Raw genomic sequence first — 21,429 nt, forward strand, 5'->3', positions numbered from 1 at the left:
CAAAAAACGGAATAAAAATCGAAAATAAATAGCTTTGAAAGACCTTTCTTGAAATTAATTTTATAAATTAGTGTCACATTTATAAACTAAATAGTTGTTTTAAAATAAAGTTTTTTATTTTTGCCAACAAATTAAATTCTAAAATTAAAGATTATGTCAGACATTGCATCAAGAGTAAAAGCGATTATCGTAGACAAATTAGGTGTTGACGAAAACGAAGTTGTAACAGAAGCAAGCTTCACTAATGATTTGGGAGCTGACTCATTAGACACTGTTGAGCTTATTATGGAATTCGAAAAAGAATTTGACATTCAAATTCCAGACGATCAAGCAGAAAACATTGCTACTGTTGGTCAAGCTATTTCTTATATCGAGGAAGCAAAAAAATAATAATACCGCACCCGATTTCTAAAAATACCAATTTTTGAAATTCCAAATTCCAGGTTGGAATTTGATTTTTGAAATTTGAAATTTTTAAGGATCGGGTGTTATTATTTTTTTAAAATTTAAATTTCGATTGATTTTCAATCAATAAAAGATATATTTATATTGTAATGCCCATGGCTCTTAAGTAACAATAAAGTTAAGAAAGCATGGGTTTTATTTGTTTAAAGATACAAAACACATATTTATGGCATTAAGGCGAGTTGTTGTAACAGGATTAGGTGCACTTACTCCTATCGGGAATAATATCCAGGAATATTGGGATGCACTTGTGAATGGAGTTAGCGGAGCCGCTCCTATCACATATTATGATACAGAGAAGCATAAAACGAAATTTGCCTGCGAAGTAAAAAACTTCAATATTGAAGATTATATGGATCGTAAGGAATCCCGCAGACTTGATAAATTCGCTCAATATGCAATTGCTGCAAGTGATGAGGCTATTAAAGATGCCGGAATTACAAATGATAATGTAAACAAACAAAGAGTTGGTGTTATCTGGGGAGCAGGAATTGGAGGTTTAGAAACTTTCCAAGAAGAAGTATTATATTATGCAAAAGGAGACGGAACTCCAAAGTTCAATCCTTTCTTTATCCCTAAAATGATTGCCGATATTGCACCAGCGCACATTTCGATGCGTAACGGCTATATGGGTCCAAATTATACTACGGTTTCTGCTTGCGCATCTTCTGCAAATGCATTGATTGACGCTTTCAATTACATTCGTTTAGGTATGTGTGATGTAATTGTATCGGGCGGTTCTGAAGCTGCTGTTACAATTGCAGGTATGGGTGGTTTTAGCTCTATGCACGCTTTATCTACTAGAAACGAAAGCCCAGAAACAGCTTCAAGACCTTTTGATGCAACCAGAGACGGTTTCGTTTTAGGAGAAGGAGCCGGAGCATTAGTTCTTGAAGATTATGAGCATGCAAAAGCTAGAGGCGCTAAAATCTACTGCGAAATTGGCGGTGGAGGTATGTCGTCTGATGCATATCACTTAACCGCACCTCATCCAGAAGGAATTGGTGTAATTGCAGTAATGGAAAACACTTTAAGAGATGCCGGAATGAGCCCTGAGCAAGTTGACCACATCAACACTCACGGTACTTCTACTCCTCTTGGAGACGTTGCAGAACTTAAAGCCATCAGTGCTGTTTTTGGAGAACATGCCAAAACAATCAACATCAACTCTACAAAATCGATGACAGGACACTTACTTGGTGCTGCTGGAGCTATTGAAGCAATTGCTTCTATTTTAGCCATGAAACACGGTATTGTACCTCCAACAATCAACCATAATGTAGTTGACGAAAATATTGATCCATCACTTAATCTGACTTTAAATAAAGCTCAGAAAAGAGAAGTAAATGTTGCAATGAGCAATACTTTTGGTTTTGGCGGACACAACGCCTGCGTTTTGTTTAAAAAAATAGCTGAGTAATTCGTGCGTATGAATTTTATCAAAAAAATATTCTCTAAATCCCGTTCTCTAGAAGACGGGATTTTTTTTGACACTATTCAGAAAATACTTGGTTTTCAGCCCGTTAATACAGATTTCTATAGGAAAGCATTTACACATAGATCTTCTAATAAATTAGACAAAGACGGTCATCCTATTAATTATGAGCGACTTGAGTTTTTAGGAGATGCAATGCTTAGCGCGGTTATTGCTGCACATTTGTTCAATAAAGCACCCAATGGAGACGAGGGCTATTTAACCAAAATGCGTTCTAAAATTGTCAGTAGAGAACACCTTAACGAATTAGGTAAAGACTTAAATTTAGTACAGTTTGTAGAAAGCAAAGTGCCGATTCAGCATTTTGGAGAAAACATTCATGGCAATATATTCGAATCACTTATAGGAGCCATTTATCTGGACAAAGGTTATGTTTTCTGTGAAAGATTTATCCAGAAAAGAGTTATAACTCCATATGTCGATATTGCTAGACTGGAAGGAAAAGTCATTAGTTATAAAAGTTTGGTTATCGAATGGTGTCAGAAAGAAAAAAGAGTTTTTCATTATGACATTTTTGAAGATAACGGTATAGACGGACAACGTTTATTTGGCGTCAAATTAAGCATTGACGACAAAGTAATTGCACGAGCAAGAGCAACTTCAAAAAAGAAGGCAGAGGAGAAAGCATCGCAAAGAGCGTATTTTGCGTTTCAGGAAAAAATAGACAAGAAATAACTACAAAATTAGTGTAGTTTTCTTAACGCTATAACGTTTTCGTTTATAAATTAACAAAAACAACTTCGTCTTCACTATTGATGCTCCGTTAGAAATAGTATATTTACAACTTGATTTTTCATGATATGGCAATTCATAGATTGGATTTAGACGAATTTGACGAAGTTGATTATTATTTAATGGCAATTCACACTTCATTAGAAGATTATCGATTGGCCTATTTTATCAATAAAAACCTTCCTATTAACTTAAGTAAGAGCAAAAACGAGATTCATGCTCAGACTAAGGAAGGCGAAACAAATTTTTCTAGATTTTATTACTATGATGCTGAAAAAGCAGTTTCATGGAATTTAATTCAGAATAAAAATGAAATCATTTCTGTGAGTAAAAATGATTTTCAGAATTTGTTTTCTAATGAGACAAGTGAGGTTTCGACAACAATTCATTTACTTCCTGAATTTAAAAAAGTCGATTTTTTCCTGAAAATAGATAATAGCGAAGAGGCGCTTGATTTTTCAGAAATCCAACAAAAATTAAATGCAATAGAAAGTATCGCAGCAATTTATGCTGTGGATACAGACAAAATAAAATCAAAAAACAATCTAATTTTTTAAACAAAATGCTAAAAAACAAAAAAACCAAAATTGTTGCTACACTTGGCCCCGCTTGTAGTACAAGAGAGATCATAAAAGATATGATCGAAGCAGGTGTTAATGTGTTTAGAATCAATTTTTCGCATGCAGATTACGAAGGAGTAAAAGAGAAAATTAATATTATTAGAAGCTTAAACGAAGAGTTTGGTTACACAACTGCTATTCTTGGAGATTTGCAAGGACCAAAACTTAGAGTTGGTGTAATGGAAGAAGGCACTGTTGTAAATGATGGTGACGAAATCACTTTTACAACTGCCGAGGATATTGTCGGAAATGCAAAAAAAGCATTCATGAAATATCAAAATTTCCCAAATGACGTAAATGTTGGTGAGCGTATCTTGCTTGATGATGGTAAACTGATTTTTGAAATTGTTTCTACTGATAAAAAAACAGAAGTTGTTGCTAAAGTTATTCAAGGTGGTGAATTAAAATCCAAAAAAGGAGTTAACTTACCAAACACTAAAATTTCTTTACCAGCTTTAACTGAAAAAGATATTGCTGATGCAATTTTTGCAATTGAGCAAAAAGTAGACTGGATTGCGCTTTCATTCGTGAAAACTCCACGCGATTTACAAGATTTACAAGAATTAATCGCTAAGCATTCAGAAGTTAAAATTCCAATCATTGCTAAAATTGAAATGCCAGAAGCTCTTGAGAACATGGATAAAATTGTAGCATACTGCGATGGTTTAATGGTTGCTCGTGGAGATCTTGGTGTTGAGCTTCCTGCTCACGAAGTTCCATTGGTTCAAAAAGATTTGATCAGAAGAGCAAAAACTGCTAGAATTCCAGTTATCGTTGCTACACAAATGATGGAGACAATGATTACAAGCTTAACTCCAACAAGAGCAGAAGTTAACGACGTTGCAAACTCAGTAATGGATGGTGCAGATGCTGTAATGCTTTCTGGAGAAACTGCTACAGGAAATTATCCAGTTCAAGTTATCCAAAGAATGGCACAAATTTGTGAAGCTGTTGAGAATTCACCACTTATCCAAGTTCCTCAAAACACTCCACAGATTAAAACAAAACGTTTTGTTACTAAAACAGTTTGTCATCAAGCTGCTTTATTGGCAAACGAAATTAATGCAAAAGCAATCTGTACGCTTACAAACAGCGGCTATACTGCTTTTCAGATTTCGGCTTGGAGACCATCTTCAGCACATATTTTAGTATTTACTTCCAACAAAAGAATTCTAACACAATTGAATTTGTTATGGGGAGTAAAATCTTTCTACTATGATAACGAAGAAAGTACAGACGATACTGTTACAGATGTAAACAAAATCGCTGTTGATAAAGGTTATGCATCAAAAGGTGATTATTTAATCAATCTTGCGGCTATGCCAATAAAAGACAAAGGAATGGTTAACACCATGAGAGTAACCGAAATAGAATAATATTTCTTGAATATTTACAAAAGCCATTTACGAAAGTAAGTGGCTTTTGTGTTTTAAACCACTTTGATTTTACAGACTTTTACATCCAAACAAATTCTCTTCAACCTCTAAAAAATGAATTCCTAGGTTTCATTTTATAAAATTTAGCTAAAAAACCGCATTTCATTACGATAAAGATAAAAGCAATTTTTAGACACTTCTTCAGAACATAAAATTCTAGTACCCTCATTTCAGGCAATTTTGGTCGGTTTCATTTTATAAAATGAAACACGATGTTGCAGATTTTGCATTTATGTTGTTTCATTTTATAAAATGAAACAATGTCACCTCCTATAAACACAATCTCTAATTTATTAATTACCTAATTTTGAGTCAGTTAAAATTTGTTGCGGTTTTTCTACGTACAAAAACAATTTGAAACCTATTAATAATATCCAACAAAATCTACCTAATTATATTTTGTTTTTTATTTGGCTATTACACTCATACATACTAGACTTATTAACCAATTTTTTTTATCATGAAACAAAAGATCAAATTAAAATGCGGATTTAATAATGCGATTATATTACTGGCATTATTATGCTTTAACTGTTTATCAATAAATGCCCAAAGTAAAAAACAGCCAAACATATTAGTCCTTTGGGGCGATGATATTGGAATTACTAATATTAGTGCCTACAGTGATGGATTGATGGGATATACTACTCCAAACATTGATAAACTGGCCAATGAAGGAATGCGTTTTCTTCATTATTATGGAGAACAAAGCTGTACCGCTGGGCGTGCAGCATTCTTAACAGGGCAGCACGGTATTCGTACTGGTCTTACAAAAGTAGGTTTTCCTGGAGCTCCAATGGGAATGAGCCAGTTAGACCCTTCTATTGGAGGCATCCTGAAAAGTCTAGGATATAGTACTGGTCAATTTGGTAAAAACCACCTTGGTGATCGTAACGAAAGTCTCCCAACTGTAAACGGTTTTGATGAATTTTTCGGAAATCTGTATCACTTAAATGCTGAAGAAGAACCAGAATTACCAGATTATCCTAAAGATCCAGAATATGTGAAAAAATTTGGTCCAAGAGGAGTTTTAAGATGTACCGCTACAAATGTGGATGACGCAACAACCGACCCTCGTTTTGGAAGAGTTGGAAAACAAAAAATTGAAGACACCGGAGCCCTTACCAAAAAAAGAATGGAAACAGTAGACGATGAAACCTCAGCAGCAGCAATTGACTTTATTAAAAGACAAAATGCCGCTGGTAAACCATTTTTCTGCTGGTTCAATGCTACACGTATGCACCTTCGTACACACGTAAGAGCAGAACATAGAGGAAGATATACACACGGAGACAGCGAATATATCGATGGAATGATTGAACATGATGAAACAATCGGAAGCATCTTAAAAACTCTTGATGATTTAGGAATTGCAGACAATACAATTGTGGTATATTCTACAGACAATGGTCCACACATGAATACATGGCCTGATGGAGCAATGACCTCTTTCCGATCAGAAAAAAATACAAACTGGGAAGGCGCTTTCCGTGTACCTTGTATTGTACGTTGGCCAGGAAATATTAAACCAGGAACTGTAACTACAGAATTAATGAGTCATAACGATTGGATTCCAACTTTTGCGTCTATTGCTGGTGAACCTAATATTATAAATAAACTTTTAAAAGGATACAGTGCTAACGGCAAAAACTATAAAGTGCATTTAGATGGATTTGATCAAACCGATTTATTAAAAGGAGGAAAAAGCCATAGAGATAAATTTTTCTATTCCGATGATGATGGTTTACTGGTAGGAATGCGTGTTGGAGACTATAAATATGTTTTTGCAGAGCAACGTTTAGCAGGTACTATGGGAGTTTGGGCAGAACCATTTACAGAGCTTCGTTTACAAAAAATCTTCAATCTTTATCAAGATCCTTATGAGCGAGCAGACTTTACCTCTAACACCTATTGGGATTGGCTAATGAATCACGTGGGTTCTGTATATGGTGCAATGAACGATGTATTCGTTTTTGCGGAAACTTTTAAAGAATATCCTCCACGTTCTTTCCCGCCAAGTTTCAATCCAACAACTATTCTTAAACAGACGCTGCAAAGCATTAAAACAGAGCAGTATGTAGAAAAAAATATTTTACCAAAGGTAAAAGAAGAGGAAGCTGCAGCGGCTAAGAAGAAAAAATAGATACTAAATCATCAAAAGATTCAGGTTTGAAGTCTGGATCTTTTGATTAAAATGAAAAGAATATGGTAAGAAAAATATTTTTTTTGCTAATCATTTTATTCCTGTTTGCATCTTGTAAAAAGTCAGAGACTCATATTGCCCCATCTTCAGAAACTAATAAATCAGGAATAACTAGTGACCCATTACCAAGCTGGAACGACGGCGTTCTAAAGAAAGACATCATTGCTTATGTTGAAAAAGTAACTAAAGAGGGAAGTCCTGATTTTATTCCTGTAAATAATAGGATTGCCACTTTTGATAATGACGGAACGCTTTGGGCTGAAAAACCATTGATTCAGGAATTATTTGCTTTTTATCGTGTTAAAAAAATGGTAGAAGCCAATCCAGCTTTAGCTCAAAAACAACCTTTTAAAGCGGTACTGGAAAAAGACAAAAGCTATTTTGAAAAAGGCGGAGATAAAGCACTTATCGAATTGGTAGCGGCAACGCATACGGGAATGTCTGAAGATGAATTCGAAGCTTCGGTAGCCGAATTTTTTAAAGATACTAAAATTCCTGGAAAAGAGACTCCATTGAGAAACATACGTTATCAGCCACAATTGGAATTATTAAAGTATCTGCGTGCCAACGGATTTAAAACTTTCATTGTAACAGGCGGAACTATCGAAGTGGTTCGGGGAATCTCTGAAGATTTTTATGGCATTCCAAAAGAACAAGTGGTGGGAACTTCTTTCAAATACAAATACGATCCAATAAAAAATGTCGTGCAGAGAGAACCTTCTTTAGATCTTTTTAATGACAAAAACACCAAACCTGTAGGCATACAACTTCATATCGGACAACGTCCTGTTTTTGCCTGCGGAAACGAAGGAGGCTCTGGTGATATTGCTATGCTGCAATATTCGCAAGGAAACAAATACCCTTCCTTTCAACTGCTCGTCAATCATAATGACTCTATTAGAGAATATAAATATCAGGAAAAAGATAATGCTTCATTAAATGCCGCCTCCAAAAACAAATGGCATGTAATAAATATGAAAGACGATTGGAAAAAAGTTTTTGCGGGCGAATAATTGAATTAGTAGAATTAAAATGTAACAGCTTTTACTCGCAAGAGCTGTTGCGTTTTAATTTGAAATTCTAAAATTAAACAGTTATGAAAAATCTAAAACTATTTTGTACTGCTATTGTTTTTTTTCTGAGTTTTAATTTGTGTGCACAGGAAGCTGAAAAACCCGGCAACAGCGCACAGGAATTAGCCGATAAATTGGCCAATCCGGTCGCCAGTTTAATAAGTGTACCGATTCAGAATAATATTAATTATGGAATTGGGCCATATAATGGCGTAAAATATACTATTAATATACAGCCCGTTATTCCTTTTAAACTGACTGATAACCTGAATTTAATTACACGTTATATTTTACCCGTTGTAGACCAAAGAAATATTACGGGACTTAATACACACGAATTTGGTTTAAGCGACGCAACAGTAACCGCATTTTTTGCACCAAAAAGCAATAAAATAATCTACGGAATCGGTCCTGCATTTCTAGTCCCAACCGCTACAGAAAAGTTTCTCGGAACAGAAAAATTCGGCGTTGGCCCAAGTTTATTAATCATGCATCAAGGAAAAGGTTTGTCTGTTGGTTTCATCGCCAACCAGATTTGGTCTTTTGCAGGAAATGCTGACAGAGCAGATTTCAATCAGTTCTACACACAAATATTTTTAACGCATAGTTACAAAAGCGGTGCAAGTATAGGTATCTCTTCAGAAATTACTCAAAACTGGCAGGGAAACACAACCCTTATCACAATAAGTCCAAATGTTGGCGCAATTACAAAATTAGGCAGTCAGACCATGCAATTTGCCGTTATGCCTTTAATTCCGATTGTAGGACATTCCAGTATAAGACCAGACTGGGGACTAAGAGCTGTTGTTGCTTTTGTTTTTCCACAAAAATAAAAACTTCGGCCATGAGTGATGAATTTAATGCATCTATAGAAAACTTATTTGATCCTGCTCTATCAAAAGCGACTCGTTTTGCCAAAGGAACCGAAATCAGAAAGACAACCCCTCGTTCTGCTCATCAGCAATGGAATATTCCAGAAAAAAGACGAGATCCGATTGAGATTCTGATTGAGACCAATATTGGACGAATCGAAACATTGCTTCCGATACGCTACCAAAGGATGATGGAATCTCCGTTTGCCTTTTTCAGGGGCGCGGCCGCTATTATGGCAGAAGATTTGGCACATACACCAAACAGCGGTATTCATCTGCAACTTTGCGGTGATTGTCATTTAATGAATTTTGGAGGATTTGCAACTCCCGAACGAAAACTGGTCTTTGATATAAATGATTTTGACGAAACTTACCCAGGACCTTGGGAATGGGATTTAAAAAGACTGTCCACAAGTTTTGCCATTGCTGGAAAATGGAGAAATTTTTCAGACAAACACTGCAAAGAATTTGCCTGGCACACTGCAGACAGCTATAAAAGACATATGTTGGATTACAGTCATTTATCGGCTCTTCAGATTTGGTATGCCGATATTGATCTTTCCGAATTGATTGAAATGGGAGAAGATGAAGAAATTAAAAAATTTCATTTGAAACGAATTAAAAAAGCATCTGAATATACGGCTCATGAAAAAGAATTTGCCAAAATGACGTATCAGCAAGGTCCGCGAGCTCGAATAAAAGACGAACCTCCTTTAATTTATCATCCTACAATACGAGAAGAAGAAGAGGTTTTAAAAGCAGCCGAAAAAGCACATATTCTATATATAGAATCATTATCAGATGACAAGAAAATACTGCTGAGCAGATATAAGCTCCATGACATTGCCATAAAAGTGGTGGGCGTAGGAAGTGTTGGAACCATGTGCGGTATTACACTGCTTATGTCTGCAACTGGCGAACCTATTTTTCTGCAGTTTAAAGAAGCTCGGAAAAGTGTACTAGAAGCAAATCTTAAAAATAAATCAAAATACACGCATCAAGGCGAACGAATTGTAATCGGACAGAAATTAATGCAGTCGGCTTCTGATATGTTTTTAGGATGGACAAGCGACGACCAAAACCGATTTTTCTATATCAGACAGCTACGGGATGCAAAAGTAAAACCGGTGCTAGAGATTATGAAATCTGATAATATGATCGATTATGCAAAATCGTGCGGCTGGGCACTCGCAAGAGCTCATGCACGTTCTGGAGATCCTTCGGTAGTATCAGGATATATCGGAAAAGGAAATGAATTTGCCGATGCGATTGCAAAATTCTCTATGGCGTACGCCGCTCAAAACGAAATCGATTATACTAAAATGCTTGAGGCAATTAAGGAGGGAAGGCTACCGATTGCTCCCGATGTTTAAGCTTTCATTCATTAAACAATTCAAAATATGAGAAGAAAAATACTGTTTTTAATAGGCTTTTTAATGATGAATATGTCCATTAACAGCCAGACACAGCGCATCGATTCTGCTGCTGTTTATATTTTGCATCGTTCTACAGAATCATTACAATACATAAAATCGTGCAGTTTTCACGCTGTGGTCACTTATGATATTTCTAATGAAAGCCTCGGATTGATCAAACATTCTGTAAACGAAAGAGTGATTATTAAATTTCCAGATAAAATGAAAATCACTTCCTCTGGAGATAAAGGGAATAAAAGTTTATGGTACAATGGCAAAACCTTAACTTATTATTCTTTTGACAATAATACCTACAGCACGGCTCCTGCACCAAAATCTGTAATTGAGACAATGGATGAAACCAGTAGAAAATTTGGAATCGAATTTCCTGCCGCCGATTTTTTCTACGAAACTTTTCTGGAAGATCTAAAAGCCGAGCAAGGCAACCTGATTTATTTGGGAAAAACAATTATTAACGACCACGAATGCTTTCATATTGCTGGAACCGACAAAAACAAAAGTTTTCAGTTCTGGATTACCAATGATGATTATTTCCTTCCGGCAAAAATGGTAATTGTTTATACTGCCGACAAAGAGAAACCTCAATACGAAGCCGTTTACAAAGACTGGATTATAAATACTGATTATTCAGATTATATGTTTGAATTTACCGCACCTCCTAAAGCTGTAAAAGTCAAAATGATACCGAGAGAAGACAAAAAATAATCATTATAAATTCTATAATCATGAAATTAGACATCAAAAACATAAAATCATGGATTCTTATAGCATTATTTGTAATGATGCTAATTCCTGAAACTGCGAACTCACAGCGTTTTGGGCATTTTACGCCACATGCCGTTATGCCAAGACCTATGCCAATGCCTCATCCTCCAACGCCGAGACCAAATCCCGCACCAAGACCGATTCCGCCAGGGCCACGTCCTATTCCTCCTGGACCAAGACCAATTCCACCGCATCCTTATCCAAGGCCTTTGCCTCCGCCACCGTTCCATCCATATCCGGTTCCTTATCCGTATATCTACCATCCGTTTGTACCTTATTATTGGGGACCAACATGGTATCCGATTGGATTCTTTTTGACTACTCTTACTACTGCAGCAATTGTAATCTCTGTAGAAGACAGCAAATACAATTATGATGATGGAGTTTATTATACAAAAGAGTCAAACGGCTATAAAGTTGTTCCTGCACCAATAGGAGCCGAAATTCCGGAACTCCCAAAAGGATCTTTGAAAATAAATGTTTCTGGAACAGAATATTACTATTACGGAGGTACTTATTATGTACAAACCGCACCAAAATATAAAGTGGTAACTGCGCCTGTCGGAGCTGTAATAACACACTTACCCGAAGGAGCTGAAGAAAAAACTATAGACGGTCAAAAATATATGATTTATAACAATGTGTATTATCAGCCAATTTCTAAAGACGGACAGGATAGCTATGTTGTTGTTCAGGGAAAATAGTCTTTAAACAGTTAGGTAATTTTACGTAAGAATTTTACACAAAAACACACGTTGATTAAATAAAAAAAGCTATCTTTACCAATCTACAATTATTTGACTAATAATACTTTACAAAGACAACTCAGTCAATAAACGCCTTTTTTCTTACATTCAGGATTTTTACTATTTTAATACATTCGAGTTAGACTAATTTAATTATTAATTTAAATACCACAACATGAATATTAAAAGCATAAATCTTCGTATAATTCCCTTATTATTATTGGGATTGTTTTACAGTTGCTCCCCAACTGTAAAAGTCACAACCGATTATGACCACAGTGCCAACTTCAGCGAATATAAGACTTTTGCTGTCTATGATTTGAGAGCTCAAGAAGGACAAGTTAATCAGCTCAATATCGATCGTGTGACAAGAGCAATCAGAAACGAAATGCTCGCTAAAGGATTTACAGAATCTTCAAATCCGGATTTAAAAGTCAATGCAGTATCTATTCTGAAAAATAAAACATCAGTAAGTGCCAACACCGATTTTTACGGATACGGAGGAATGTATCGTCCTTACGGATATTGGGGCGGTGGCGCTATGATGGGCGGTGCAAATACGACATTTAATACTTATGATTATGTCGACGGCTCATTGGTTATTGATATAGTGTCGACCAAAACCCAAAAATTATTGTGGCAAGGCATCGGAAATGCCGAAATCGACAGTAAACCCGATAATCCCGAAGAGTTCATTAATACCTCTATTAAAAAAATATTAGCCGATTTCCCACCCGGAACAGCTAAAAAATAGTCTGAAACCAATTCAAAAGGCTGCTGTATTTGCCTGCTCTCGTGGGCAAATACATCTTTTTAAAATTTGAAAGCCTCTTCGTACTCTATTTTTAAGAATAAGCTAACAAATCAAACTTAAAAAAATGACCGATATACTTCTCTCTCTTTTCTTTTTTATTGCAACAATTGCAGGCTTTGCTACTGCTTTTATTGTGCTGTTTTCTAAGAAAAATTATTCTAAAAGCTTTTTCTTAGGAATGTTCATGCTGAGTTTGGCTGTAGTAAGTATTTACAATTTTTATCTTTCGGCCGACATCTTTAAAGAATTTCCTGATTTATTTTTAATACCAAAATCTTTTATTTTTTTAGCTGCACCATGTTCCTTTTTATATGTGCGAAATATTTTGTCTGATGGCAGAAATTTTAGAAAATACGATTGGCTGCATTTTTTGCCTTTCGCTATCTACTTATTTTTGATTGTTTTTGTATACGCAGGAAGTTTGACAGATTTTAGAATAGTAGATTTCGTTGCTTCCATTATAAACAATCCATTTTCAATTTTGGCTCTTACTATATGGCTTTTCTATGTCTTTTTTCAAACCATGTTGATTTTAAACTATGATCTGAAAAAATTTAAAGGAAACCAATTTCACAGAACCAAAGTAATCAACTGGATTAGGGTTTATAATCTTAGTATACTCTTTTTGTTTTCTGCACTTTTTGTACATCGTTTTCTCAAAACTATAGACGTATTAGATCTTTCGTGTTATTTCTTAATTTCTTCTGTTCTGTTTTTTACTGTTGGTTGGCTTTATTTTAAACCGCAGATTTTTCATGATAATGATGATGATGAATCTCTCGATTTTGTGAGTGATATCAATTTTATGATTAAAACAAAAGAGACGAAAAACATATTGCCGCTCATAAACGAGTTAACACTAGAGAAAAAAGAAGATTATCTTTTAAAACTTGACCATGTTTTTAATGCTAAAAAACTTTTTCTGAAAAAAGATTTTGTTATTAGAGATCTGTCTGACGAAACTGGAATATCTGTTCATCATCTGTCAAATTTGATAAACTCTGAATTTGGGCTTCATTTTCAGGATTATGTAAATCTGAAAAGAATTGAATATTTCAAAGAAAAAATAAATGACCCTGAATGGAAAGATTTATCCCTAGAAGGAATGGCTTGGGGATCTGGATTTAAATCTCGCACAACTTGTTTCAGAGCTTTTATAAAGCATACAGGCAAATCGCCGTCTGAATATTTTAAAACAATCAGAATACATCCTGAACAGACGAGTGCTTACTATTTTAAATAAGCATCGAATGGAAAACCTTAGTAAATTTTTAAAACATTTGTAAAGGTGAAAACAAAATTTAATCAAGTTGAACAGTTTTTAAAACTGATTTTTAGCATAGCTGCAGTATTGTTTTCCTTATCTGGAACTGCACAGCTTAAAGGGGGGCATATTCTTGGATCTTCCGGTTTAAAATCCGGAAGTCAAGCGCCTGAAAATACCTTAAGCGTTTATATTCCGGGATATATTTACACTGCAAACTGCATGCGGAACGCCGACGGCAATAAAGTCGGAAATCCCGATTTCTCGATGTTTTTGACTGGTATTGGTGCCTCATACATAAGCAATTTTAAAATTTTGGGAGCCAATTACGGTGCGACTTTACTAGTTGCTTTTGCCTCTAATACTATTCAGGGAAATTACATTGATTCTAACAGCCCTTTTGCCTTTACTGATATGCTCCTACAACCTGTACAATTAGGATGGCATAACAAAAAAGCTGATTTTGTATTCAGCTATCAGCTCTATCTTCCTACTGGAAAATACAAATTGGGCGCTAGCGATAATAGCGGTTTGGGAATGTATATAAACGAATTCTCTGGTGGAACAACACTTTATTTTAATGATAAAAAGACGTTTCATTTTTCTGTTTTGGCAGCTTACGAAATCAACAGCAAAAAGAAAGATACTGAAATCAAGACCGGAGATATATTGAGTATTGAAGGCGGAATTGGAAAAACTTTTTATTGTATGAATACCGAAAAGACTGCTCCAAAGGGAATCTTAAATGCAGGGCTGATTTATTACATGCAATACAAAGTAAGTGATGACAAGATTCCTCTAGGAACCACCGTCTTAGAGGGCGAAAAAGACCGTACTGGAGGTTTGGGAGCTGAGCTGAATTATTTTCACATCAAAAGCAGTACTTCTGCCGGTTTTCGATGGGTTTCGGAAGTTGATGCAATAAACAGACTGCAGGGGAATACCTTTTTTATTACGCTAGCTCATGTTTTTAGTTTAAAAAAAGAATAGTTTTTTGAAACTGAGTAAGCATTCTTAAGACTGTTTTGAATAAAATATTTAGACTCTTATATGAAAAAAACGAAACTCCTCTTTCAGAAAATTTCTCTTGTAGTTCTTTTACTGTTTTCATGCATGGTTCACGGACAAAAATACCATATCAGCATAAAAGACTCTTTAGATGGTGCGTTTGATTTAAGCGATTATCTAATTTATGCCCACGGATTTATCGTTGTCCCAACCATTATAACAGAACCAGCTCTCGGCGGATTTGGAGGTGCAATAGTTCCCGTTTTCCTAAAAAAACACGCTCCTGTTGTAGACGAAAACGGTAAAAAACGTTTCATAAATCCAGATATCACGGGTGGTATGGGAATGTACACTTCAAACAAAAGCTGGATGGTAGGCGCTTTTCGCTCTGGAACACTTATTAAATCTAAAATTCTGTATCGTGTTATGGCTGGATATGGCGATATGAATTTGTCATTTTATGCCAACAATCTGCCGAATCAAAACGATCAGGAATTTAAACTCAATTTTAGGTCGACGATATTCTACACACAATGGCTTAAGCAATTTAATAATCCGAAATGGAGTGCAGGTCCGCAGTATCTCTTTTTAAATTCAAAAATAAACCTTCCCGATTTTAATCTTCCGCCACCTTTTGTAGAACCAAAAGACATTAAAAGCACAATAAGCCAATTAGGAGCAGCCATTCAGTTTGACGGGCGAGACAATATTTTTACGCCAGATAAAGGAATACGGCTTCAGTCTGATTTTTTTTGGTCTGATAATATACTCGGAAGCGATTATGATGCGTGGCGGGTCAATTTATCGGCTATTGGTTTTTATCCATTAACTAAAAAATTAATCGGCGGACTAAGAGTAGAAGGCGAACAGGCATTTGGGAATCCGCCTTTTTACTTATTGCCAGGAATAAACTTAAGAGGAATTCCTGCGGCACGATATCAGGGAAAAACAAGTATTGTTACCGAAGCCGAATTAAGATGGGATTTGTACAGAAGATGGAGCCTTATGGGATATGGAGGCTTGGCAAGTGCTTTTAACAACTGGGACAAAGCTTTTTCTAAACCGGTTATATACAGCTATGGAACCGGTTTTAGATATTTGATTGCCCGAAAATTCAAACTCAGAATGGGCGTCGATGTTGCCCGAGGTCCAGAAGACTGGGCTTATTATATTGTTTTTGGAAGTAATTGGTTGAGATAGTTTTTAAATAAAAACCCGAAATGTAACTTTCGGGTTTGACAACAGCGTAATGCAAATATGCTGGTTGATTGATTGATGATTGATTTTTTTGGTTAAAATCTTTTCCAATAAGGTTTAATAAGTTTATTTTCTTTGTGACATAATATCAATACTAAAATCGTCGCTAATGCCAGAAATGCTATTGCCTGAATCGATCCTTCTGGTCCAAAAGCTCCTCCAGTAATAAATTCCGGTCCCTGAATTTGAGCTTCGACTAAACTATTAGTCTTTTCGTTTCCAGATGTAATAGCTCCAAAAATTCCTGATTGTGTAAAATTCCATGCAAAATGCAGTGCAATCGGCATCCATAAATTACGGCTATAAATAAATACCGCTCCCATCAAAAATCCCGCAGTTGTAATGCATATTGATGAAAGTAAAGTTCCGTTAGGATTTGCCAAATGAAAAACACCAAATAAGACTGAGGATATCGTCAAAGCATTGTAACTTCCCAGTTTTTCTTCCAAAACCCTAAAAATAATGCCTCGTACCAGTATTTCTTCGATTATGGCTACGGTAAACATAAGTGCAAACGGAATCAGAATAAATGAAATCGGATTTACAGCTGTAATACTGTAATTACCATTGAGATACATTACCAAAATAGTCAACGATTGTAAAATAAAGCCAATCAGTATTCCAATGATAAGATTTTTAGCAAGACCTTTTGATGCAAATTCTGTTACGGCTCTCTTGTCATATTTTTTAAAGAAGACAATATAACTTAAAATACATGCAGAAGATACAAAAAGCCCTTTGAGAAGATTTCTATAATCTTTGTCCAGTGGTGTTAAAGCCAGTAATTTGACAGCAATCTGTTGTCCAATAATTACAACAGGCATAAAAACCAATAAGGCAAAAATAATTTTGGTTACCGGAGAATTAAATATTTTTTGTTTTGTGGTAAGAGTTTCCATTTAAATTTGGGTTTAAGTATTTATCTGAAGCAAAAGTAAATTGCCTAACCACCAAAAAATAGAATGAAATTTGCCTCTCTATAATTTTTGAAAATGCTTTGGAAGAAACCCCGTTTGATTTTTAAATGTTCGAATAAAATGACTTTGATCTGAAAAACCACAATCTAAAGCAATTTCTGTTAAACTGCTATGCGAAGATTGTATCAGCGAGAGCGAACGATTAATTTTGATACGTCGCATATATTCGCCTAAAGTACAGCCAAAATATTTCGGAAAATGTTTTGATATTGTAATAGGATTCAATTGTAGAACCTGCGATAAATCCTGAAGATTCGGATTTTCGTTCCAGCAATCATTTAATAATTCACTTAAGCTTTTTACCCAATACGGACTTTTTTCAAATCGTTCTAAATGTGTACTTGAGTGCGACAATTGCGAAAACAGCATTCTAATATTATCATTAGTAAAGTGATCAGCGTTTTGCGTTTCCTTAAAGATTTTTAGTATCAAAAACTTGGTTAAAGCGCTATTTTGAACTGATTTTTCGATTAAAGCTTCTGATAAATCAAGTTCTTTAAGTAGATTTTCTTCCATTTCGATATTGATATTGCGAGAAGGAAAAAGTGTATTCTGGTTTAAGTGCAACTCATCACTGTGATAAAACAACAAAGAACCCGGCCCTACAGTTTCGCTAAAATTTTTCCTTTTTTCAGTAGTACCGCCTTTTAAGAAAAGTGTAATATGTGCATTATTATGCGAATGCCATCCTTCATAAACCTTTTGCTGGTATTCAGTTTCTACAACTGCAATTCCCTGCTGTGTATTAAAGCTGTTTTTGGTATTGCCTAAATATTTTTCGTTTTCGAGTTCGTACATTTTCTGTTTCCAGCTTGGCTTTTATCAGAAACGAAAATACTATTAATTCTTATAATTAAAGAATATTGGGTAAAGCCAATTCAGTACAGAATTGTATTTTACGTAATTTGTAAGTTTTGGATGCTTAAGAAAAACATTGTGTAAATATTAACGGAAAAATAATAGTTTTTTTACCTAATATTTAATTGATTTGTAACAAAAATAAAATTAGGGCTACTAATAAGTCAACTATTTAAATCTTTTGATTATGTATAAAATTACAATGAAATCAATTTTCGCAGCATCAGCTTTTTTAGTTGGAGTAAGCAGCAGTTTCGGGCAAGACATTTTAGTAAATTCACTTAAATTAAATGCAAGCGACAAAAGTAAAGAGAACTTTAAATTTACAGAAGTAATCAATTTAGGAACAACATCGGTAAAAACACAAGGTTCTTCTGGAACTTGCTGGAGTTATTCTACAAACTCTTTCTTAGAGTCAGAGATGATTCGTTTAGGAAAACAACCAGTAGAATTATCTCAAATTTATTCTGCAAGAAATGTTTATGTAGATAAAGGAGTCAATTACGTTCGCATGCACGGAGCTATTACTTTGGGCGACGGCGGAGCTTTGCACGACGTAATCAATATGTACAAAAAATACGGAACCGTACCTAGAGAAGTTTATACAGGATTAAACTATGGAACCGATAAAAATAAATTTGCCGAAATGGCCGCTTTAATCGAAGGAGTATTATCTGCAGTGGTTAAAAATCCGAACGGAGAATTAACACCAAACTGGCAGAAAGCCTACGCAGCTGTAATCGATTCTTATTTAGGAAAAGTGCCAGAAAATTTTACTTATAAAGGAAAAAACTACACGCCACAGTCTTTTGCCAAAGAAATGGTAGGAATCAATCCAGATGATTATATCGAAATGTCTTCGTTTACAACTTCTCCTTACTATCAAAAAACAACTATGATGGTACCAGATAACTGGTCATTAGATCAAGTTTACAACGTAAAAGTAAACGATATGACAGATGTTATAGACAATGCTTTGAAAAAAGGATATACTGTAGCTTGGGCAACAGATGTAAGCGAGAAAACTTTCAGCTGGAAAAATGGTGTTGCTTATGTAGCAAACAAAAAATACGACGACATGACTGCAGAAGAAAAAGCAGATCTGTTTAACGGACCAAAAGCAGAACCGGAAATTACTGCAGAAATGCGTCAGGCAGCGTTTGACAATTACACTACAACAGACGATCATGGAATGCATATTATCGGTCTGGCAAAAGATCAAACAGGAAAAGAATATTACATCGTGAAAAATTCTTGGGGGGAAACTAACGATTATAAAGGTTTCTTGTTTGTAACCAAAAACTTCGTAAAGTATAAAACGACAGCTTTATTGGTAAATAAAGGCGGAATTCCTGCTGAAATTGCTAAGAAACTGGGGGTTTAATTTTTTTAAAACCATACAAAAAACAGCGGCGCTTTATTGTGTCGCTGTTTTTTTTTGCTTTTGTTTTTAAAATCATTTAAAAAAAAGCACTTCATCGTTTTTCTTTGCCGTTAATAGCCAAAACAAAAGTGAAACAAATCAAAGTCAGTACCTTTAATATGGCTTTTACTCTTTTAATAATTTTTTATTTGATTGATGATGAAAAACGATACTGTATTTTGGATTCCAATTACGTTGGTTTTTTCTCTAGGTAGCTTTGCCCAACTCATTCCAAATACTACTGCTTTTCCTGCATCAGGAAATACAGTACTATTGACAGACAGTCTTGCCGAAGCAGAAAAACAAGTAATTACAGCTTATTATGTCGAAGAAAGAATCAATAAACTTTTTGGCGGCACCATCACCACTTATGTCGTTTCAAAATTAGAAATGATTTACACCAATGATTTAGGTCCAAATAATACAAGAACCATTATTCCAAAATATGCAAAACCAAAACAAAAGATTATTTCTGACGTTATCGAGGCAAAAGCGCCAAACGCAATTCTGCCAGCCTTTCCAAAAGCTGAAAAAGACATTAAAGTAGCCAGTCCCGAAGCTTCGTCAAAATATATCGAAGTAGATTTAATAAAGACTTACGAACAAGTAGTAGACAAAGGATATCAATCTCCCGAAATGCTCAGAAAGGTAGCCGACAGATTATATTTTGAAGGAAATTTAAAAGTTGCTGCCAAATATTACCAACAACTATTTGACAGCAGTAATACTGAATTAGAATCTATTTATTTTTACAGATATGCGCAATCGCTAAGAGCAAATGGCGAATTTGAAAAAGCAGACAAATTAATGAAACGGTTCAGGAGCGAGAATTTGTAAACTGCAACACCTCGATTTTTAAAAATAATACTTGTTTTTTAAATTCTGAAAAACTATTTTAAACGCTTTGCCGACCGTTCTGTAATTATTTCATTTACAATACTTTTAAACCCGAAATCGATATTGTTTTTTTATGAAAATTTTGAGAACCTAAACCATTGCAATATTGTAACTTATAAAGTATCTTTGCACCCTAATTCGAAATTCATAAAATGAATAAATTATTGATTGTTGGAACAGTTGCTTTCGATGCGATTGAAACCCCTTTCGGAAAAACAGATAAAATCTTAGGCGGTGCTGCAACTTATATTGGTTTATCAGCATCATTTTTCAACCTGCAATCGGCCATTGTTTCTGTAGTTGGCGACGATTTTCCTCAAGAACATTTAGATTTATTGACTTCAAAAAATATCGATATCTCTGGTATCGAAATTGTAAAAGGTGGAAAAACCTTTTTCTGGAGCGGTTTATACCACAACGATCTAAATTCTAGAGACACTTTGGTTACCGAATTGAACGTTTTAGCTGATTTTCAGCCAAAAGTTCCTCAAAACTACAAAGATGCAGATGTTGTAATGCTAGGAAACTTGCATCCATTAGTACAAAGCAGCGTTTTGGATCAGATGGAGAAAAAGCCAAAATTAGTAGTTTTAGATACAATGAATTTCTGGATGGACTGTGCTCTTCCGGAATTACTAGACGTAATCAAACGTGTTGATGTAATTACAATCAATGATGAAGAAGCAAGACAGCTTTCTGGCGAATATTCATTAGTAAAAGCCGCTGCCAAAATCCAAGACATGGGACCAAAATATGTGGTGATCAAAAAAGGAGAACACGGCGCACTTTTATTCCACAATAGAGAAGTATTCTTTGCACCAGCTTTACCATTAGAAGAAGTTTTCGATCCAACTGGAGCTGGAGACACTTTCGCAGGTGGTTTCTCTGGATTTATTGCGCAAAGCGAAAACATTTCTTTTGGAAACATGAAAAATGCAATTATTTACGGTTCAAATCTAGCTTCGTTCTGCGTAGAAAAATTCGGAACAGAAAGGATGGAAACTTTAAGCAAAACCGAAGTAGCGATTCGATTACAGCAGTTTAAATCGTTAACTCAGTTTGACATAGAAATATAATGTCCAAAAGCC

General features: G+C 35.1%; 20 protein-coding genes. 18 read left to right on the plus strand and 2 right to left on the minus strand.

What is annotated here, in order from left to right; genetic code table 11:
* The first annotated feature begins 153 nt into the window (after positions 1 to 153).
* From ACFFLS_RS17000 to ACFFLS_RS17070, 15 genes are all read left to right on the plus strand, one after another.
* The gene (locus ACFFLS_RS17000; RefSeq protein ID WP_007137004.1) at positions 154 to 390 is read left to right on the plus strand and encodes an acyl carrier protein; all 237 of its coding nucleotides are present in this window, start codon (positions 154 to 156) and stop codon (positions 388 to 390) included.
* A gap of 241 nt (positions 391 to 631) precedes the next feature.
* A complete protein-coding gene (fabF, locus tag ACFFLS_RS17005) occupies positions 632 to 1,885 on the plus strand; it encodes a beta-ketoacyl-ACP synthase II (protein WP_379689544.1) in 1,254 nt (417 codons plus the stop codon).
* 9 nt (positions 1,886 to 1,894) lie between these two features.
* Positions 1,895 to 2,635, plus strand: coding sequence for a ribonuclease III (gene rnc / locus ACFFLS_RS17010; RefSeq protein ID WP_135223201.1), 741 nt, complete (start codon positions 1,895 to 1,897; stop codon positions 2,633 to 2,635).
* A gap of 125 nt (positions 2,636 to 2,760) precedes the next feature.
* Complete coding sequence (locus ACFFLS_RS17015) at positions 2,761 to 3,249, plus strand: IPExxxVDY family protein (protein ID WP_379684315.1); 489 nt, start codon at positions 2,761 to 2,763, stop codon at positions 3,247 to 3,249.
* A gap of 5 nt (positions 3,250 to 3,254) precedes the next feature.
* Positions 3,255 to 4,688 (plus strand): pyruvate kinase, encoded by a 1,434-nt coding sequence (gene pyk / locus ACFFLS_RS17020; RefSeq protein WP_379684314.1) that lies wholly within the window; start codon positions 3,255 to 3,257, stop codon positions 4,686 to 4,688.
* A gap of 520 nt (positions 4,689 to 5,208) precedes the next feature.
* The gene (locus ACFFLS_RS17025; protein ID WP_379684313.1) at positions 5,209 to 6,891 is read left to right on the plus strand and encodes an arylsulfatase; all 1,683 of its coding nucleotides are present in this window, start codon (positions 5,209 to 5,211) and stop codon (positions 6,889 to 6,891) included.
* Positions 6,892 to 6,953: 62 nt separating this feature from the next.
* Positions 6,954 to 7,964, plus strand: coding sequence for an HAD family hydrolase (locus ACFFLS_RS17030; RefSeq protein WP_379684311.1), 1,011 nt, complete (start codon positions 6,954 to 6,956; stop codon positions 7,962 to 7,964).
* 83 nt (positions 7,965 to 8,047) lie between these two features.
* Positions 8,048 to 8,857, plus strand: a complete 810-nt coding sequence (locus tag ACFFLS_RS17035; protein WP_379684310.1) for a hypothetical protein — start codon at positions 8,048 to 8,050, stop codon at positions 8,855 to 8,857.
* Positions 8,858 to 8,868: 11 nt separating this feature from the next.
* Positions 8,869 to 10,269, plus strand: coding sequence for a DUF2252 domain-containing protein (locus ACFFLS_RS17040; RefSeq protein WP_379684309.1), 1,401 nt, complete (start codon positions 8,869 to 8,871; stop codon positions 10,267 to 10,269).
* 27 nt (positions 10,270 to 10,296) lie between these two features.
* Positions 10,297 to 11,037 (plus strand): DUF2092 domain-containing protein, encoded by a 741-nt coding sequence (locus ACFFLS_RS17045; RefSeq protein ID WP_379684308.1) that lies wholly within the window; start codon positions 10,297 to 10,299, stop codon positions 11,035 to 11,037.
* A 20-nt stretch (positions 11,038 to 11,057) separates the two neighbouring features.
* Positions 11,058 to 11,801, plus strand: a complete 744-nt coding sequence (locus tag ACFFLS_RS17050; RefSeq protein ID WP_379684307.1) for a DUF6515 family protein — start codon at positions 11,058 to 11,060, stop codon at positions 11,799 to 11,801.
* A 217-nt stretch (positions 11,802 to 12,018) separates the two neighbouring features.
* The gene (locus ACFFLS_RS17055; protein WP_379684306.1) at positions 12,019 to 12,597 is read left to right on the plus strand and encodes a DUF4136 domain-containing protein; all 579 of its coding nucleotides are present in this window, start codon (positions 12,019 to 12,021) and stop codon (positions 12,595 to 12,597) included.
* Between the two features lie 124 nt (positions 12,598 to 12,721).
* A complete protein-coding gene (locus ACFFLS_RS17060; RefSeq protein ID WP_379684305.1) occupies positions 12,722 to 13,900 on the plus strand; it encodes a helix-turn-helix domain-containing protein in 1,179 nt (392 codons plus the stop codon).
* A 45-nt stretch (positions 13,901 to 13,945) separates the two neighbouring features.
* Positions 13,946 to 14,911 (plus strand): SphA family protein, encoded by a 966-nt coding sequence (locus tag ACFFLS_RS17065; RefSeq protein ID WP_379684304.1) that lies wholly within the window; start codon positions 13,946 to 13,948, stop codon positions 14,909 to 14,911.
* 60 nt (positions 14,912 to 14,971) lie between these two features.
* Complete coding sequence (locus ACFFLS_RS17070) at positions 14,972 to 16,129, plus strand: BamA/TamA family outer membrane protein (RefSeq protein ID WP_379684303.1); 1,158 nt, start codon at positions 14,972 to 14,974, stop codon at positions 16,127 to 16,129.
* 92 nt (positions 16,130 to 16,221) lie between these two features.
* On the opposite strand, the gene ACFFLS_RS17075 is transcribed toward ACFFLS_RS17070, so the two are convergent.
* Together ACFFLS_RS17075 and ACFFLS_RS17080 are read right to left on the minus strand one after the other, a co-directional pair.
* Positions 16,222 to 17,085, minus strand: a complete 864-nt coding sequence (locus ACFFLS_RS17075) for a CPBP family intramembrane glutamic endopeptidase (RefSeq protein WP_379684301.1) — start codon at positions 17,083 to 17,085, stop codon at positions 16,222 to 16,224.
* Positions 17,086 to 17,163: 78 nt separating this feature from the next.
* The gene (locus ACFFLS_RS17080; protein WP_379684300.1) at positions 17,164 to 17,961 is read right to left on the minus strand and encodes an AraC family transcriptional regulator; all 798 of its coding nucleotides are present in this window, start codon (positions 17,959 to 17,961) and stop codon (positions 17,164 to 17,166) included.
* 247 nt (positions 17,962 to 18,208) lie between these two features.
* Between ACFFLS_RS17080 and ACFFLS_RS17085 the strand changes: the two genes are divergently transcribed.
* The 3 genes from ACFFLS_RS17085 to ACFFLS_RS17095 all read left to right on the plus strand — a co-directional run bounded on the left by ACFFLS_RS17085 (position 18,209) and on the right by ACFFLS_RS17095 (position 21,417).
* Positions 18,209 to 19,405 carry a C1 family peptidase gene (locus tag ACFFLS_RS17085; protein ID WP_379684299.1) on the plus strand — a complete coding sequence of 399 codons (1,197 nt, stop codon included), beginning with the start codon at positions 18,209 to 18,211 and terminating at the stop codon, positions 19,403 to 19,405.
* Positions 19,406 to 19,600: 195 nt separating this feature from the next.
* Positions 19,601 to 20,281, plus strand: coding sequence for a tetratricopeptide repeat protein (locus ACFFLS_RS17090; protein WP_379684298.1), 681 nt, complete (start codon positions 19,601 to 19,603; stop codon positions 20,279 to 20,281).
* Between the two features lie 212 nt (positions 20,282 to 20,493).
* Positions 20,494 to 21,417, plus strand: coding sequence for a PfkB family carbohydrate kinase (locus ACFFLS_RS17095; RefSeq protein ID WP_253786672.1), 924 nt, complete (start codon positions 20,494 to 20,496; stop codon positions 21,415 to 21,417).
* Positions 21,418 to 21,429 lie beyond the last annotated feature (12 nt).

The sequence above is a fragment of the Flavobacterium procerum genome (genome assembly GCF_042431625.1).
GTDB lineage: Bacteria > Bacteroidota > Bacteroidia > Flavobacteriales > Flavobacteriaceae > Flavobacterium > Flavobacterium procerum.

Bases quoted from the DNA above. Each gene is read 5' to 3' on its own strand.
- ACFFLS_RS17000 (WP_007137004.1), top strand. From the start codon at position 154: ATGTCAGACATTGCATCAAGAGTAAAAGCGATTATCGTAGACAAATTA.
- fabF (WP_379689544.1), top strand. From the start codon at position 632: ATGGCATTAAGGCGAGTTGTTGTAACAGGATTAGGTGCACTTACTCCT.
- rnc (WP_135223201.1), top strand. From the start codon at position 1,895: ATGAATTTTATCAAAAAAATATTCTCTAAATCCCGTTCTCTAGAAGAC.
- ACFFLS_RS17015 (WP_379684315.1), top strand. From the start codon at position 2,761: ATGGCAATTCATAGATTGGATTTAGACGAATTTGACGAAGTTGATTAT.
- pyk (WP_379684314.1), top strand. From the start codon at position 3,255: ATGCTAAAAAACAAAAAAACCAAAATTGTTGCTACACTTGGCCCCGCT.
- ACFFLS_RS17025 (WP_379684313.1), top strand. From the start codon at position 5,209: ATGAAACAAAAGATCAAATTAAAATGCGGATTTAATAATGCGATTATA.
- ACFFLS_RS17030 (WP_379684311.1), top strand. From the start codon at position 6,954: ATGGTAAGAAAAATATTTTTTTTGCTAATCATTTTATTCCTGTTTGCA.
- ACFFLS_RS17035 (WP_379684310.1), top strand. From the start codon at position 8,048: ATGAAAAATCTAAAACTATTTTGTACTGCTATTGTTTTTTTTCTGAGT.
- ACFFLS_RS17040 (WP_379684309.1), top strand. From the start codon at position 8,869: ATGAGTGATGAATTTAATGCATCTATAGAAAACTTATTTGATCCTGCT.
- ACFFLS_RS17045 (WP_379684308.1), top strand. From the start codon at position 10,297: ATGAGAAGAAAAATACTGTTTTTAATAGGCTTTTTAATGATGAATATG.
- ACFFLS_RS17050 (WP_379684307.1), top strand. From the start codon at position 11,058: ATGAAATTAGACATCAAAAACATAAAATCATGGATTCTTATAGCATTA.
- ACFFLS_RS17055 (WP_379684306.1), top strand. From the start codon at position 12,019: ATGAATATTAAAAGCATAAATCTTCGTATAATTCCCTTATTATTATTG.
- ACFFLS_RS17060 (WP_379684305.1), top strand. From the start codon at position 12,722: ATGACCGATATACTTCTCTCTCTTTTCTTTTTTATTGCAACAATTGCA.
- ACFFLS_RS17070 (WP_379684303.1), top strand. From the start codon at position 14,972: ATGAAAAAAACGAAACTCCTCTTTCAGAAAATTTCTCTTGTAGTTCTT.
- ACFFLS_RS17075 (WP_379684301.1), bottom strand. From the start codon at position 17,085: ATGGAAACTCTTACCACAAAACAAAAAATATTTAATTCTCCGGTAACC.
- ACFFLS_RS17080 (WP_379684300.1), bottom strand. From the start codon at position 17,961: ATGTACGAACTCGAAAACGAAAAATATTTAGGCAATACCAAAAACAGC.
- ACFFLS_RS17085 (WP_379684299.1), top strand. From the start codon at position 18,209: ATGTATAAAATTACAATGAAATCAATTTTCGCAGCATCAGCTTTTTTA.
- ACFFLS_RS17090 (WP_379684298.1), top strand. From the start codon at position 19,601: ATGATGAAAAACGATACTGTATTTTGGATTCCAATTACGTTGGTTTTT.
- ACFFLS_RS17095 (WP_253786672.1), top strand. From the start codon at position 20,494: ATGAATAAATTATTGATTGTTGGAACAGTTGCTTTCGATGCGATTGAA.